Annotated in this window: 16 protein-coding genes; 12 read left to right on the top strand and 4 right to left on the bottom strand. The window is 46.1% G+C overall.

Annotated features, from left to right (window positions below):
- Positions 1-129 precede the first annotated feature (129 nt).
- Positions 130-447, top strand: coding sequence for a met regulon transcriptional regulator MetJ (gene metJ / locus Xmir_RS17300; RefSeq protein WP_047962228.1), 318 nt, complete (start codon positions 130-132; stop codon positions 445-447).
- Positions 448-529: 82 nt separating this feature from the next.
- Here metJ and rpmE read toward each other — a convergent pair whose 3' ends face one another.
- Entirely contained in the window at positions 530-745 is a 216-nt protein-coding gene (rpmE, locus tag Xmir_RS17295) for a 50S ribosomal protein L31 (RefSeq protein WP_074019092.1), read from the bottom strand.
- Positions 746-978: 233 nt separating this feature from the next.
- Between rpmE and priA the strand changes: the two genes are divergently transcribed.
- The 7 genes from priA (at position 979) to rraA (ending at position 9,090) form a co-directional block, all read left to right on the top strand.
- Positions 979-3,177 (top strand): primosomal protein N', encoded by a 2,199-nt coding sequence (gene priA / locus Xmir_RS17285; RefSeq protein WP_099115381.1) that lies wholly within the window; start codon positions 979-981, stop codon positions 3,175-3,177.
- A gap of 256 nt (positions 3,178-3,433) precedes the next feature.
- A complete protein-coding gene (cytR, locus tag Xmir_RS17280) occupies positions 3,434-4,459 on the top strand; it encodes a DNA-binding transcriptional regulator CytR (RefSeq protein WP_099115380.1) in 1,026 nt (341 codons plus the stop codon).
- 70 nt (positions 4,460-4,529) lie between these two features.
- Entirely contained in the window at positions 4,530-5,357 is an 828-nt protein-coding gene (gene ftsN, locus Xmir_RS17275) for a cell division protein FtsN (RefSeq protein ID WP_099115379.1), read from the top strand.
- A 138-nt stretch (positions 5,358-5,495) separates the two neighbouring features.
- Positions 5,496-6,026, top strand: a complete 531-nt coding sequence (gene hslV / locus Xmir_RS17270) for an ATP-dependent protease subunit HslV (protein WP_047962233.1) — start codon at positions 5,496-5,498, stop codon at positions 6,024-6,026.
- Positions 6,027-6,037: 11 nt separating this feature from the next.
- A complete protein-coding gene (gene hslU / locus Xmir_RS17265; protein ID WP_099115378.1) occupies positions 6,038-7,369 on the top strand; it encodes an HslU--HslV peptidase ATPase subunit in 1,332 nt (443 codons plus the stop codon).
- Between the two features lie 185 nt (positions 7,370-7,554).
- The gene (locus Xmir_RS17260; protein ID WP_099115377.1) at positions 7,555-8,472 is read left to right on the top strand and encodes a 1,4-dihydroxy-2-naphthoate polyprenyltransferase; all 918 of its coding nucleotides are present in this window, start codon (positions 7,555-7,557) and stop codon (positions 8,470-8,472) included.
- A gap of 108 nt (positions 8,473-8,580) precedes the next feature.
- A complete protein-coding gene (rraA, locus tag Xmir_RS17255) occupies positions 8,581-9,090 on the top strand; it encodes a ribonuclease E activity regulator RraA (protein ID WP_099115376.1) in 510 nt (169 codons plus the stop codon).
- 72 nt (positions 9,091-9,162) lie between these two features.
- On the opposite strand, the gene zapB is transcribed toward rraA, so the two are convergent.
- Positions 9,163-9,405 (bottom strand): cell division protein ZapB, encoded by a 243-nt coding sequence (zapB, locus tag Xmir_RS17250; RefSeq protein WP_099115375.1) that lies wholly within the window; start codon positions 9,403-9,405, stop codon positions 9,163-9,165.
- Positions 9,406-9,727: 322 nt separating this feature from the next.
- Here zapB and Xmir_RS17240 point away from each other — a divergent pair, with 322 nt between their 5' ends.
- Positions 9,728-10,525: an MIP/aquaporin family protein gene (locus Xmir_RS17240; RefSeq protein ID WP_099115374.1), complete on the top strand. Its 798-nt coding sequence runs from the start codon at positions 9,728-9,730 to the stop codon at positions 10,523-10,525.
- A 71-nt stretch (positions 10,526-10,596) separates the two neighbouring features.
- Positions 10,597-12,120: a glycerol kinase GlpK gene (gene glpK / locus Xmir_RS17235; protein WP_099115373.1), complete on the top strand. Its 1,524-nt coding sequence runs from the start codon at positions 10,597-10,599 to the stop codon at positions 12,118-12,120.
- A gap of 119 nt (positions 12,121-12,239) precedes the next feature.
- Here the strand turns inward: glpK and emrD are convergent, their stop codons facing one another.
- Entirely contained in the window at positions 12,240-13,427 is a 1,188-nt protein-coding gene (gene emrD / locus Xmir_RS17230; RefSeq protein WP_099115372.1) for a multidrug efflux MFS transporter EmrD, read from the bottom strand.
- A gap of 334 nt (positions 13,428-13,761) precedes the next feature.
- Between emrD and fpr the strand changes: the two genes are divergently transcribed.
- Positions 13,762-14,508 carry a ferredoxin--NADP(+) reductase gene (gene fpr, locus Xmir_RS17225; protein WP_099115371.1) on the top strand — a complete coding sequence of 249 codons (747 nt, stop codon included), beginning with the start codon at positions 13,762-13,764 and terminating at the stop codon, positions 14,506-14,508.
- Positions 14,509-14,592: 84 nt separating this feature from the next.
- Here fpr and Xmir_RS17220 read toward each other — a convergent pair whose 3' ends face one another.
- On the bottom strand, positions 14,593-15,021 hold the full coding sequence (locus Xmir_RS17220; RefSeq protein ID WP_099115370.1) for a DUF805 domain-containing protein: 429 nt from the start codon (positions 15,019-15,021) through the stop codon (positions 14,593-14,595).
- A 59-nt stretch (positions 15,022-15,080) separates the two neighbouring features.
- Between Xmir_RS17220 and Xmir_RS17215 the strand changes: the two genes are divergently transcribed.
- A complete protein-coding gene (locus Xmir_RS17215; protein ID WP_099115369.1) occupies positions 15,081-15,701 on the top strand; it encodes a DUF1454 family protein in 621 nt (206 codons plus the stop codon).
- Positions 15,702-15,709: the final 8 nt, after the last annotated feature.

Below are 15,709 nucleotides of genomic sequence, written 5' to 3'. Positions count from 1 at the left end.
GAGACTGGAGCGATATAGTCGATAGGCGAATTATGCTAGACTACCGAATTACCGACATGAAAACAGATCAGAAATACCCTCCAACTTCTGATTTCAATTACTTGTTTTAAAAATTATTTAAGGTATCTCATGGCTGAGTGGAATGGTGAGTATGTCAGCCCTTATGCTGAACATGGCAAAAAAAGTGAACAGGTCAAAAAAATTACGGTTTCAATCCCGTTAAAGGTGTTGAAAATCCTGACTGATGAGCGTACCCGTCGTCAGGTGAACAATCTGCGTCATGCAACAAATAGCGAATTGCTGTGTGAAGCTTTTCTCCATGCGTTCACTGGACAGCCTCTGCCTGATGATGATGATTTGCGTAAAGAACGTCATGATGAAATCCCTGAAGCAGCGAAAATCATGATGCGTGAGCTCGGTATTGATCCTGAAACATGGGAATATTGATAACAAAAACGCCCGATGCAGAACATCGGGCGTTTTTGTTTCAACTATCCTGCCTGTATTGAGTACCGGCAGGGAAAAGTCATTACTTCTTAGTACCTGGAACGCTGAAACGTTTGTTAAAGCGATCAACACGACCACCGGTCGCAACGTCACGCTGCTTACCAGTGTAGAATGGGTGGCATGCACCACAAACGTCCAGGTTCAGGTTGTGACCTACGGTAGAGTTGATTTTGATAACGTTACCGCAAGAGCAAGATGCAGTAATTTCTTCGTACTTAGGATGGATACCTTGTTTCATGGGAAACCTCTATTCAGGCCGTGTCGCTATCCGGCCCTGTTGCCGCCAGACACCACACGTCATGTTGATAAAAATGTCGTGTTGATAAAAATCAGTATCGGTAATTTCTATACCAAAGGCGGCGGATCATACAGAAAATCTGTTCATCACGCAATGAAATCTGCTGATTTGCTATGATACCCTTATCGCTCTACTTTCTTTTACCTGGTCATTAATTATCCGGAAAACGCCTTATGACAGTTGTTCAGGTCGTGTTGCCTGTCCCCTTAACCCGCGCTTTTGATTATCTATTACCCGAAGGACTACCTTTGCCAACTCTCGGTGTTCGCGTGAACGTGCCGTTTGGCAAACGTAATGCAATAGGCATAGTCACAGGTATTGCAGACAATAGCGAATTTTCTCCCGAACAGCTCAAGTCTATTTCCGGCATTCTTGATGTCCAGCCACTTTTTCCCGACGACCTTTGGCAATTGCTCTTGTGGTCAGCCAGCTATTATCACTATCCGCTGGGGGAAGTTTTGTTCCATGCTCTGCCCATTTTGCTACGACAGGGAAAACCGGCAGAGTTTTCTCCACTATGGCAATGGCATGTCACTGAAACTGGACGCGAGTTCCCACTCGAACAACTCAAGCGTTCTACCAAACAGCAGCAGGCCTTAGCCACTTTGCGCCAAAAGCCGGTTTACCGCCACCAAGTCGCTGAATTGGAATTAAGTGAAAGTGCATTGCAATCACTGAAAAAGAAGTCACTGATTGAGCTTTGTCCAATACAGCCGGAAGCTGAAAATTGGCATGAAGATTTTAACATCATCGGTGAACGGCTAAAGCTGAATACAGAACAGGCCACCGCGATAGGCGCCATTCGCGCAGAAGATAACACGTTCTCCCCGTGGCTGCTTGCGGGGATTACGGGTTCAGGCAAAACGGAAGTCTATCTCAGCGTATTGGAAAACATTCTTGAACAGGGTAAACAAGCGCTGATTTTGGTGCCAGAAATTGGGTTGACGCCACAAACTATTCGCCGATTCCGGGAACGTTTCGACGCACCTGTTGATATCCTTCACTCAGCATTGAATGACAGCGAACGATTAGCCGTTTGGCTGCGGGCGAAGCGGGGAGAAAATGCTATCGTCATCGGTACACGCTCAGCCTTGTTTACTCCCTTTGCCCATCTGGGAGTCATCATTATTGATGAAGAGCATGACAGTTCCTACAAACAACAGGAAGGCTGGCGCTATCATGCCCGTGATTTGGCGGTATTTCGCGCCAAAAAAGAGGGAATTCCGATCATTATGGGAACGGCCACACCAGCACTGGAAACACTATATAACGTTCAGCAGGGGAAATACCGCCAACTCACATTGACCAAACGAGCAGGCCACGCCCAACCAGCGACTCAGCATTTGCTGGATCTGAAAGGATTACCGTTGACTGTCGGGTTATCACAACCGCTCATCAACCGCATCAAAGAGCACCTCAAGGCGGACAATCAGGTTATTCTGTTTTTGAACCGTCGTGGCTATTCTCCCGCCCTGCTTTGCCACGAATGCGGCTGGATAGCGGAATGCCAGCGCTGTGATCATTATTACACGTTGCACCAAAACCATCGCCACCTACGCTGCCATCACTGTGACAGCCAACGACCGATCCCACGCCAGTGCCCACAATGTGGTTCCACTAACCTAATCCCTGTCGGTCTGGGCACGGAACAGCTTGAAGATGGCATCACCCAACTGTTTCCCAATATTCCTGTCACCCGCATTGATCGTGATACCACCAGCCGCAAAGGGGCATTGGAACAGCAACTGGCTGAAGTTCATCAAGGTGGGGCACGCATTTTGATTGGTACTCAAATGCTGGCGAAAGGTCATCATTTCCCCGACGTGACTTTGGTCTCCTTACTTGATGTTGATGGAGCCCTGTTCTCTGCCGATTTTCGGGCAGCAGAACGTTTTGCCCAACTGTATACTCAAGTCTCCGGTCGGGCAGGACGAGCGGGCAAGCGAGGTGAAGTTGTCCTGCAAACCCACCATCCTGAGCACCCACTATTACAGGTACTACTGGAAAAGGGCTACGATGCCTTTGCGCAACAAGCGATGGAAGAACGACAACAAGTGCATCTGCCACCTTTTGCCAGCCACATCTTGCTCCGCTCAGAAGATCATGACAATCAACAAGCCCCCGCATTTTTGCAACAAATGCGTCAATTGCTTGAACATCATCCATTGTATGATAACCAACTATGGATCATGGGCCCTGTACCGGCATTACAAGCCAAACGCGGCGGTCGTTATCGCTGGCAATTAATGGTGCAACATCCTTCACGTATCTTCCTACAGAAAATGATGGCGGGGATCTACCCACAAATCACTGCACTGCCACAGGCACGCAAGGTGAAATGGAACATTGACGTTGACCCGACCGAAGGTTGATAACAGAAAATCATTAACCAATAACAGAAATAGAGGCAATTATTTCCTTAATTTGCGAAGTATCTCTAAGAAATGATTCATATCACACTTTTTATGCAAACAAAGTAACGGATTGGCTTATTAATCAGTTTAAAATGAACTTATTAATATGACTGTAGAAAACGATCCGCCAGAGCTTCTTTCTTAGGCATAACCGGCGTTTTTTAGCAGACTGAGAGCAATCGTTTTGCTGCCTGTAGAAAGCGAGAAATGAACTATGGAAAAAAAGAATTGCACACTGGCAACCATGAAAGATGTTGCCAAAGTGGCTGGTGTTTCTACTGCAACTGTATCAAGAACACTTATGAATCCTGATAAGGTTTCTGCTCGTACGCGTCAAAAAGTAGAAAATGCCGTACTGGAAGTGGGTTACTATCCTCACAATCTTGCCAAAAATCTACGGCGCAATGAATCCAGGGCGATTTTAGTTATTGTGCCCAATATCAGCGATCCTTTCTTCACCGAAGTCATCCGCGGCATTGAAGAAACCGCAGCCGAACATGGCTATCTGGTTCTGATTGGTGACTGTAAACATCAGCAGCAACAGGAGCATGCGTTTATCAATCTGTTGATCACCAAACGCATTGATGGCATGGTGCTATTGGGTTCCAATATTCCTTTCGATGTTTCCAAAGAAGAGCAAAAAAACCTGCCGCCAATGGTCATGGCCAATGAATTCGCACCGGAGCTGGAACTTCCGACTGTCCATATTGATAACCTGACAGCCGCATTCAATGCCACCCATCATCTGCAAAAACTGGGGCACAAACGCATCGCCTGTATTACAGGGCCGGATAACATGCCACTGTGCCATTATCGATTACAAGGGTACATTCAAGCCCTGCGTCGCACAGGAGGAGAAATTCTGGAAGAATATATTGTCCGTGGTGATTTCACCCATGAAAGTGGCGCTGAATTGGCGGAAACCCTATTGACTCTACCAGAGCCTCCGAGTGCGATTTTCTGCCATAGCGATGTCATGGCCATGGGCGCAATGTGGCAAGCCAAGAAAATGGGGTTAAAATTACCAGAAGAACTCTCGGTTATTGGTTTCGATAATTTGAATCTGGCTCAATACAGTGAACCGGCGCTAACCACAGTGAAACAACCTCGTTATGAGATTGGGCGTCATTCTATGCTTTTGTTGCTGGAACAGCTTCAAGGCCGATGGGTTTCCAAAGGCTCAAGGTTACTGGATGCAGAATTGATCATTCGCTCGAGTACCTGTTCGCCTAAAAGCTAGCCAAATAACAGTAGGTTAAGTAACATTGGTTATCTATTCCTTAATTTTTAATAAATCAGCGAATTAAACAGTGGCACAACGAGATTATGTGAGTCGCGGGCAGAGCAATCCCCGTCGGAAAAGTACTGGTAAGAAGAAAAATCAGTCTCAAGGATTACCCAAAACTACATTAGCCGTTGCTGTGGCCTTGGTGGTCATATTTATTGGTGGCCTTTATTTCATCGTGCACAACAAAAAAGAAAGTGTACAAAATGCCATCCAGCCTTCTCACCAAACCAAAGGTCATGGCCTGCCCCCTAAACCAGAAGAGCGCTGGAGCTATATCAAAGAGCTGGAAAACCGGCCGGTTAATGAGTCTTCAATACAAGATCCCACTGCGATATTGAATCAACCGCTAAACCATGCCCCTCAATTGACACCAGAACAGAAGCAATTGCTTGAACAGATGCAGGCGGATATGCGCCAGCCTCCTATCTCGTTGAAAGAAGTTCCCTACAATAGTGAGCCTGTTCCACGTACGCGCGTTGTGATCAATCCACCTTCAGAAGAATATATGCGGCAGCAATCTCAGCAGTATTCACCAGAGCAAAAAGCAACGGCTGCTCAGGAAAGCAACTCATCCGCTTCCTCCCAAAATTCCGGTGACACTAAACCAAAATCTGCAACAAATGACACCAGATTGATGCTACAATGCGGCTCCTTCCGCACGATGGAGCAAGCCGAATCTGTCCGTGCCAGCCTTGCATTCGCAGGCATTGAAAGCCAGATTACCACGAAAGACAATTGGAACCGTGTTGTACTCGGCCCTTATAAGAATAAGTCCAGTGCTGAAAAAATGCGTGAAAAGGTTGCTGGTGCAGGTGTATCTGACTGTATTCCTCGCCCGGTTGGGGGTTGAAAAGTCAGAAAATTCCCCCATCTTAATCGTTAATAACATACACACGGTGCTTTTATCAGCAATACCACAAGCAATTGCAGAATAACCAGCCAACATCCCGTGTGTACCATCTTCTATTTTGTAACCAGGGGCTAACTCGTGACTACAATCGTAAGTGTTCGCCGTAATGGCAAAGTCGTCATCGGTGGTGATGGACAAGCAACCATGGGTCATACCGTGATGAAAGGCAATGTCCGCAAAGTACGCCGCCTTTACAATGACAAAGTCATCGCGGGTTTTGCCGGCGGTACTGCCGATGCCTTCACACTGTTCGAACTGTTTGAACGTAAACTCGAAATGCATCAAGGGCATCTGACCAAAGCGGCTGTTGAACTGGCCAAAGACTGGCGAACGGATCGCATGCTACGCAAGCTGGAAGCCCTGCTTGCAGTCGCAGATGAAAATGCTTCTCTGATTATTACAGGTAACGGTGATGTGATTCAGCCAGAGAATGATCTTATTGCCATTGGTTCCGGAGGCTCATACGCACAGGCTGCCGCCCGCGCAATGCTGGAAACCACGGAACTCGGTGCCAGGGAAATTACCGAACGCGCCCTGTCCATCGCTGGCGATATCTGCATCTACACCAACCATAATCACAACTTCGAAGAACTGCCTTCGAAAGCGTAAGGATAGATAGTATGTCTGAAATGACTCCTCGCGAAATTGTCAGCGAACTCGACAATCACATCATCGGTCAAGACAAAGCAAAACGCGCTGTTGCCATTGCTCTGCGCAACCGCTGGCGTCGTATGCAGTTGGATGAATCACTGCGCCAAGAAGTTACCCCAAAAAATATTCTGATGATAGGCCCAACCGGTGTCGGTAAAACCGAAATCGCCCGTCGTCTGGCAAAACTGGCTAACGCTCCCTTTATCAAGGTTGAAGCAACCAAATTCACTGAAGTGGGTTATGTTGGCAAAGAAGTTGATTCCATTATCCGTGATCTGACTGATGCCGCTGTAAAAATGGTTCGTCTGCAATCTATTGAGAAAAACCGCTATCGCGCCGAAGAGCTGGCAGAAGAGCGTATTCTGGATGTCCTGCTGCCACCGGCCAAAAATAACTGGGGACAGACAGAAGCTCAGTCCGAGCCATCTTCAACCCGTCAGGCATTCCGTAAAAAACTGCGTGAAGGCCAGTTAGACGACAAAGAAATTGAAATCGAAGTTTCAGCCGCTCCAGTTGGCGTTGAAATCATGGCGCCTCCGGGCATGGAAGAGATGACTAATCAGTTGCAATCCATGTTCCAGAATCTGGCAGGCCAGCGCCAGAAAAACCGCAAGATGAAAATAAAAGACGCGTTCAAGCTGCTGGTAGAAGAAGAAGCCGCAAAACTGGTTAATCCTGAAGAATTGAAACAGCAAGCGATTGATGCGGTTGAACAGCACGGTATCGTCTTTATCGATGAGATCGATAAAATCTGTAAACGCGGCCAGACTTCCGGCCCGGATGTTTCACGTGAAGGTGTTCAGCGCGATCTGCTGCCACTGGTAGAAGGTTGTACCGTTTCCACCAAACACGGTATGGTCAAAACCGATCACATTCTGTTCATCGCCTCCGGCGCTTTCCAGGTTTCCAGCCCTTCAGACCTGATCCCTGAACTTCAGGGCCGTTTGCCAATCCGCGTTGAATTGCAAGCACTGACAACTGAAGACTTTGAACGTATTCTGACTGAACCTAATGCCTCACTGACTGAGCAATATAAAGCTCTGATGGCTACCGAAGGTATGGGTATTGAATTCACTACTGATGGTATCCGCAAAATCGCGGAAGCAGCATGGCAAGTGAATGAAACCACCGAAAACATCGGTGCCCGTCGTCTTCATACCGTGCTTGAGCGTATGATGGAAGATATTTCTTTCGACGCCAGCGAGAGCCAAGGACAGTTGGTTGAAATCAATGCCGATTATGTCAAAGAACATTTAGATGAGCTGGTTGCGGATGAAGACCTGAGCCGGTTTATTTTATAATCAGTAATATTGACCTGATTTAATCTGGTTCGCCGGACTTATTCACGCAAGCAATTCAATGTGAAGAAAAACGCGAAAACAGTGGAAGAAATCGTAAAATGGGAGGCTTTTAGCCTCCCATTTCTCTATTTTCGATGATATAAAATTTATCATCCACTAATCACGTAATGATAAATAGTGACAATATGAGCTCAACAACGTCTATCAGTCAGATACAGGCATGGCTGGAAAGCTTACGCCCCAAAACATTACCTCTGGCCGTAGCTGCCGTCGTAACTGGTTCAGCCCTTGCATCATGGACGGGACATTTCAAATGGCCTGTGGCGTTGCTGGCTTTATTAACTGCGGCCATACTGCAAATTCTTTCCAACCTCGCCAATGACTATGGCGATGTAGCCAAAGGCAGTGATGCAGAAAAACGTATCGGCCCAATGCGTGGCATGCAAAAAGGCCTGATTACAGCAAAGCAGATGAAAAACGCATTGAAGATCACGGTGCTGCTCTCTTGCCTGTCAGGCATTTCTCTCATTGTCGTGGCCTGTAATAGCCTGAGCGATGTTATCGGTTTCTTGACTCTGGGATTATTGGCGATTATCGCGGCTATCACATATACCGTAGGAGCCAGACCTTACGGCTATCTTGGGCTGGGTGATATTTCTGTCCTGATTTTCTTTGGCTGGTTGAGTGTTCTTGGTACCTATTACCTGCAAGCCAGTACCTTTTCCCTGGATACGATCCTGCCCGCAACCGCCTGTGGTTTACTTTCCGTTGCAGTTTTAAATATTAATAACTTGCGCGATATCGAAAATGATCGGCAAAACGGCAAAAATACACTGGCTGTCAGATTGGGGGGAAAAAAAGCACGTTACTACCATGCTGCCCTGATAATCGGTGCCATGTCTTGCCTTATCATCTTTACGTTCCAGTATTTAACCACTTGGACTAGCTGGCTATTTTTACTTGCCTTTCCTCTATTATTGAAACACATGTTGCAAGTACTGCGTGATCCGACACCCGAAGGTATGCGCCCTAAGCTGGTACAAATGGTCAAAGCGGCATTACTGACCAATGTGCTGTTTTCCATCGGGTTGGTACTTAATTAAGCGAGTAGACATCAATTTTATACATAAGTTTTAAGATTGATGATTTTGCCAACATTGGCTTTAAAAGGATATACTGTCCGTCCCTTGCATAAACCAGACGTAAATCCCATGAAATATGATACTTCCGAACTTTGTGATATCTATCAAGAAGATATAAACGTGGTAGAACCACTATTTTCCAACTTTGGTGGGCGTACTTCATTTGGTGGTCAGATCATCACGGTGAAATGCTTTGAAGACAATGGCCTGCTTTATGATTTACTTGAAGAAAATGGGCTTGGCCGTATTCTGCTCGTCGATGGTGGTGGATCGGTACGCAAGGCACTTGTTGATGCCGAATTGGCTCAACTTGCCGCCAATAATGAGTGGGAAGGCATTGTCGTCTATGGCGCGGTACGTCAGGTTGATCACCTTGCTGAACTTGATATTGGTATTCAGGCAATGGCCGCCATTCCTGCCGGTTCCAATAGCGAAGGCGTGGGTGAAAGTGATATCAGAGTGAACTTCGGTGGCGTAACTTTCTTCTCTGGTGACTACCTCTACGCAGACAACACCGGCATTGTGTTATCAGATGTACCACTGGATCTTGACGAAGACAGTGACGACGATGAAGCGTAATACCCATTATCTTTATTGGATATAAAAAAAGGGCGCAATCATCGCCCTTTTTCAGCTAAGCCTTTAGATACCTTATTGTACATCTTCCATCTTACCCAACAGGGTACGTAAGCGCTCTTGCCATGCTGATTGTTCTTGTTTGAGCTGCTCATTTTCACGTGCCAGTGAATCACGGCTGTCTGTCACATTCTGAACATTCTGAGATAACGCCGCATTCTGTTCTTTTAATTCTTCAATTTCCATTTGCAGCAAAGTGATGGTATCAATCGCCTGCTGAACTTTAGATTCTAGCTTTTCAAACACTTCAAATGACATTCTCGGGCCCTCTTGTAAGCAATCTCTTGATTGTATTTAGCCTATTAACGCCTGTCTAGTTTCATCCTTTCAATGTGCGTTATAACGAGAAATATAGCGACTAAAGCAAAATGTATACAAGATCACATTTCCAAGTGAAAGAAAGCCATAATCAAATGCGAATTCGCTCATTTTGTTGACGCAACACGCATATTTCAATTTCGCTATTTCTCGTTTACGCGCATTAACGATAAATTCACAGGCACCTTTCTCTTAATATATAAGAAATGACTAATCATTAATCTTTCCCTGTACTTTTTTATAGGATTTATAGGATATAGAAATGAGCCAAACCACTAATCCAACATTATCAGGTCAATGCGTTTCAGAATTTCTGGGTACTGCATTACTCGTTTTCTTTGGCTTAGGCTGTGTTGCTGCCGCCCGGCTTGCAGGGGCACAACTGGGTTTATGGGAAATCAGTATTATCTGGGGTTTTGGTGTTGCCTTGGCAGTTTATCTGACCGCAGGGATCTCAGGTGCACACCTCAATCCCGCAGTCACCATTGCACTATGTTTATTCGCTAACTTTGACAGAAAAAAAGTGCTGCCTTACATCATTGCCCAAATGCTTGGGGGCTTTGTTGCAGCTCTCATCATCTATATGATGTATTACAATCTCTTCCTGGATTATGAACAAGTTCACAACACGATTCGGGGTTCACAGGAAAGTCTCTTCACGGCGGGAGTTTTCTCTACTTACCCTGCTGCACAGATCTCCGTACTACAGGCATTTATCGTCGAAGTTATTATCGCCGCCGTTCTGCTGTGCCTGATTTTGGCCCTGACAGATGATGGCAACGGCATCCCGCGCGGGCCTTTAGCCCCTCTGCTGATTGGTATTCTCATTGCGGTTATCGGTGGTTCATTCGGTCCCCTGACCGGATTTGCCCTGAACCCGGCCCGTGACTTCGGCCCCAAATTGGTTGCTTATTTAGCAGGTTGGGGAGATGTTGCCCTGACAGGCGGCCGAGATATTCCTTATTGCCTTGTTCCTTTGGTAGCTCCTGTCGTTGGCGCGATTTTAGGCGCTTTTGGCTACCGTAAACTGATTGCTCGCCATTTACCGCGCGAGATTTAAACTTGCCATACTTAAGTGATGGCAATCCAATAAAACAATAAAAAATGAGTCATTGAAACCAGGTTATAGTTATGACAACAGAAAATATCACTGAAAAAAAATATATCGTCGCTCTGGATCAGGGCACAACCAGTTCACGAGCTGTTGTGCTTGATCACGATGCCAATATTGTCTGCATCTCACAACGCGAATTCCCTCAAATTTACCCCAAACCAGGTTGGGTAGAGCACGACCCAATGGAAATCTGGGCAAGCCAGAGTTCTACACTGGTTGAAGTACTGGCAAAAGCAGATATCAGTTCCGATCAAATTGCCAGCATTGGTATTACTAACCAACGGGAAACAACCATTGTCTGGGAAAAAGAGACTGGTAAGCCTGTTTATAATGCGATTGTATGGCAATGCCGCCGGACAGCAGATATCTGTACCAAACTGAAACAAAAAGAGGGTTTGGAAGAGTATATCCGCCACAATACAGGTTTAGTCGTTGATCCCTATTTCTCCGGCACAAAAATAAAATGGATTTTAGATAACATCGAAGGCGTTCGTAAACGCGCCGAAAACGGAGAGCTTTTATTCGGTACAGTCGATACGTGGTTAGTCTGGAAAATGACTCAGGGACGTGTACATGTGACCGACTATACCAATGCTTCCCGTACCATGTTGTTCAATATCCATAACTTGGATTGGGATCAAAAAATTCTTGATGAATTGGGAATACCTCGCATTATGCTGCCAAAAGTCGCAGCTTCCTCAGAGATCTATGGTCAAACCAATATCGGTGGTAAAGGCGGCACTCGTATTCCTATCGCGGGTATCGCAGGTGACCAGCAGGCCGCCCTGTACGGACAATTATGTGTTCATCCCGGCATGGCCAAAAATACTTACGGCACTGGCTGCTTCCTGCTGATGAACACAGGCAAAGATGCCGTTCGCTCCAGCCATGGCCTGCTGACGACCATCGCCTGTGGCCCACGCGGAGAAGTTAACTATGCACTGGAAGGCGCCGTATTCGTTGGTGGAGCTTCCATTCAATGGCTACGTGATGAGTTGAAACTCATTGCCGATGCGACAGATTCAGAATATTTCGCAACTAAAGTCAAAGACAGCAATGGCGTTTATGTCGTTCCGGCGTTTACTGGCCTGGGCGCCCCATACTGGGATCCTTATGCTCGTGGTGCTATTTTCGGCCTGACCCGTGGTGCAAATAGCAATCATATTATTCGCGCCACGTTGGAATCCATCGCTTACCAAACCCGTGATGTATTGGATGCGATGCAAGCTGACTCGGGGACACGCCTGCAAGCTTTACGTGTAGATGGCGGTGCTGTTGCCAATAACTTCCTGATGCAGTTTCAATCCGACATTCTCGGCACGCGCGTAGAACGCCCGGAAGTACGTGAAAGCACCGCGTTGGGAGCCGCTTTCCTTGCTGGTTTGGCCGTCGGATTCTGGCGAGATCTGGATGAAGTGAAGAGTAAGGCAGGCATCGAAAAAGAATTCCGCCCAGGTATCGAAACGACTGAGCGCAATCATAAATACAATGGCTGGAAGAAAGCCGTTGCCCGTGCTCAAGAATGGGAAGATCGCGCTTAATCGCGAACCACCGGATAAACAAAAGCTCTGGCATCGTAGAATGCAATATCACATTGCATCAATGTCAGAGCATTTTTATCGGATGCTCCGGTTTTCTTCGATTTTGCCAAGTCGAGACTTTATAAGGCCGTCGGCTCCTGACGTTGGATCCGTTGGGAAATCGGCAACCAGCAAAACAGAATCAACAGGGCCATGGAAAACATCAAAAGACCGACACTGAATTGGCTATTTTGCGGTAACATTGCCGACAGCCATGTCGCTACCCCCGAACCCACGTTCTGAAATCCCCCCACCAGAGCACCTGCCGCTCCTGCCAAATAGGGAAAAGGTTCCATCGCTCCTGTGGTTGCCAAAGGAAACAACATTCCTGCACCAAAAAAGAAGAGTGCAGCAGGTATCAGCAACGTCCAGATATTCATGATGCCGAACCAGCCGGGAAGCCACATCAAGACTCCGGCCAACAAGCAACAAATCACAGAATGCCACATCAGCCGATAAAATGTTTGACCTTCGCGTCCCGCATACCATGCACCAAAGAACGCCGCAGGAATTGGCAAAATAAACAGGATACTGACCGTTAAGCTATCCAACCCCAAAACAGCGCCCATCAACACACCGCTACTCGCTTCAAAAACAGCAACCCCAGCCAGACCGCCTACCAACATCAGCAGGTAAGCCACAAAAGAGCTATGGGAGAGTAACTGGTGGAAAACAACCAACATCGTGCGATGCTCAGTCTGCGTGGGGCGAGTTTCTGGTAGATGCCGGAACAGGAAAAAAGCCACTATCGCACCCAATGCTAATAGAAACCAATAGCAGGCACGCCACCCAAAATAATGAGCCACCAGACCGCCAATCATGGGAGCAGCCAAGGGGCTGATCAATACCGCCATATTCAGTAAGCTATTAGCATAGCGCAGCGTCGTACCCGTGTATAAATCCCGTGGCATAGTACGCACCATCACGCCGGCAACCCCCGTGCCCAATCCCTGAAACGCACTGGCAATAACCAGTATCAGTAAATTAGGGGCAAACAGTGCACATGTCGTCGCCGCCAGAAAAATGGACATTCCCGCCAAAATAACTGGACGACGCCCCACCTTATCGGATAACGGCCCATAAAAGAGCTGCGAAAGCCCATAAGAAAATAAATATGCTGCCATAACCCGCTGAACCTCACCTGCGGGTTTACTAAAATCACTCGCTATATCCGCAATAACTGGCACATAGATTGTCTGTGTCATTTGCCCGACAGCAGCCAAAGCAATCAGCATCAACAATAAATTAAAGTGTTCTATTTTTCTCATCGCATTTACATACAATTATTCGTTATCAAACAGTCATTCGTTATAAGATACTGACTTCATTGAAAGTGTCTTGTTTGACAAATCTATATTTTTTCATTGCAGTATACAATTTTGTATGAATAAAAAATAACAGTTAAATTACCCATACATGTCAATAAAAATGTACATATCAACCCATGATATTGGCAAAAATACAGTTAATTGAACTGTAACACGTAATCGATAATGCTATTTCAGGTAATCACGTAGAATCGTTACAAAAAATCACCAATTCACGCAGTATTTATTCACATCAAATTAATTTGCAGCATATTGTGTAGAGAGGTTAATCGTAATGGCAAACTGGGTTACAGGAAAAGTTACCGACATAACCAATTGGACAGGCTCACTCTTTAGCATCAGAGTACATGCGCCGATAGAAAAATTTACTGCCGGGCAATTTGCAAAACTTGCACTGGAAATTGAAGGTGAGCGCATTCAACGCGCATACTCTTACGTCAACTCCCCCGATGACAATAATCTGGAGTTTTATTTAGTGACCGTGCCGGGAGGTAAACTTAGCCCTCGGCTGGCAACATTAAAAACCGGAGATGAACTGCTCGTTACAGAACAAGCGGCAGGTTTTTTTGTCCTTGATGAACTCCCTGATTGCCAAACACTTTGGATGCTTTCAACCGGCACCGCCATTGGGCCTTATCTTTCCATACTCCAGCAAGGGGTTAATCTGGAAAGATTTGAAAATATCGTTCTGGTTCATGCAGTGAGGTGGGGGCAAGATTTGAGCTATTTACCAATGATGCAGCAATTAGAGAAGAAGCTACAAGGCAAGCTGAGAATACAGACCATCGTAAGTCGGGAAAAATCCCCCAACTCACTGATGGGGAGAATTCCCGCATTAATTGAGAGTGGGGAACTGGAATCGGCTGTTGGTCTGCCCATACAGGCGGAAAACAGTCATGTTATGTTGTGTGGGAACCCCCAAATGGTCAGGGATACCCAACAACTGCTGAAAGAGCAGCGCAACATGGTAAAACACTTGCGCCGTAAACCGGGCCATATCACCAGTGAGCAATATTGGTAATCAACATATTGATATTCACAACATTATTCATCAACTTACACACGTTTTAGAGCAGGCTATTTGACAGAAATTACTTGGCAGAAATTACTTGGCAGAAATGTAATCAACCATTTCTGCCGTTTCCCCAAAGCGATTAGCCCCTTCCGTACCACGGAATACACCACAATCAAGCATTACCATAACGAAAATCAATGTTGGGACAAAACGACCAATACCCCATTGCCATATTGGGGCCATTGCACTCCAGTCAAGGGACAATAATACCCAAGCCAATGCGAACAATAATACCCAGCCGCCACGTTTATTCCGGTCATGCAGGCGCTTAGAAAAAATCGCAACGGTTGGATACAATAGCAAGGCGACACCAACTGCTGCATAATTTATGGGGAGGACATTCATTCCATGCAGTGTCAGGAGCATAAAGATCAAGGCAAAACAGATGCCAATGCCAATCCAGAATTCCCGACGTCCAATTCGACCTTTGAATGAGAATCCCCATTGTTGTAATGTCATGTATTCTTTTCCAAATTGTGAATGCTGTTTTTTCAGTATTTAACTCAGTGAGTAGCAAAATGAAAACAGGCATGAATAAACTTCTGATGACAATATTAATCGCTTTTGGCATCAGTTTGCCATTATATGCCGTTGCGAGTGAGCCTGCTGTCACACCAGAAGTGAACCCACAGTTGATGTATCTGCTGCCAAATTCGCCGACTTTCGAAGATACAATCCCTATCTTCCGGGAAAAATACAACAAAAAACACCCTGAAATCCCCCTATACGAATATAAGGTCATTGCAAGCAAGGATATTTCTCTGCCTCTCATTCGCGCGGCCAGTAAAATCAATGAAAAAATATACTCTTCGGCAGTGCTGGAGCGGGGTAGCGAAAAGATTAAGAGCCTGCAAATTACGCTATTACCATCACAAGATGAGCCGGAAAATGAGCATAATTTCATTCTGGCAAAACAGTATATCACCGCGCTGATCGGCCAATTCGAGCCGACTCTTTCCCCTGATCAGGCTAAAACCCAATTAGAAAAACTATTACAAGCGGCGGAAAAACACCCTGCTTTCAGCCAGAAAATGGGAGCAACACGCTATATCATCGTGAACAGCAGCGAAAATATAATGACCTTCGCAATTGAACCGATTAAGCTATCGCTATCTGACGCCGCAGCAAATGAAAATTAGTGACACAG

The organism is Xenorhabdus miraniensis, assembly GCF_002632615.1.
This window is presented reverse-complemented; position numbering and strand designations above follow the sequence as displayed.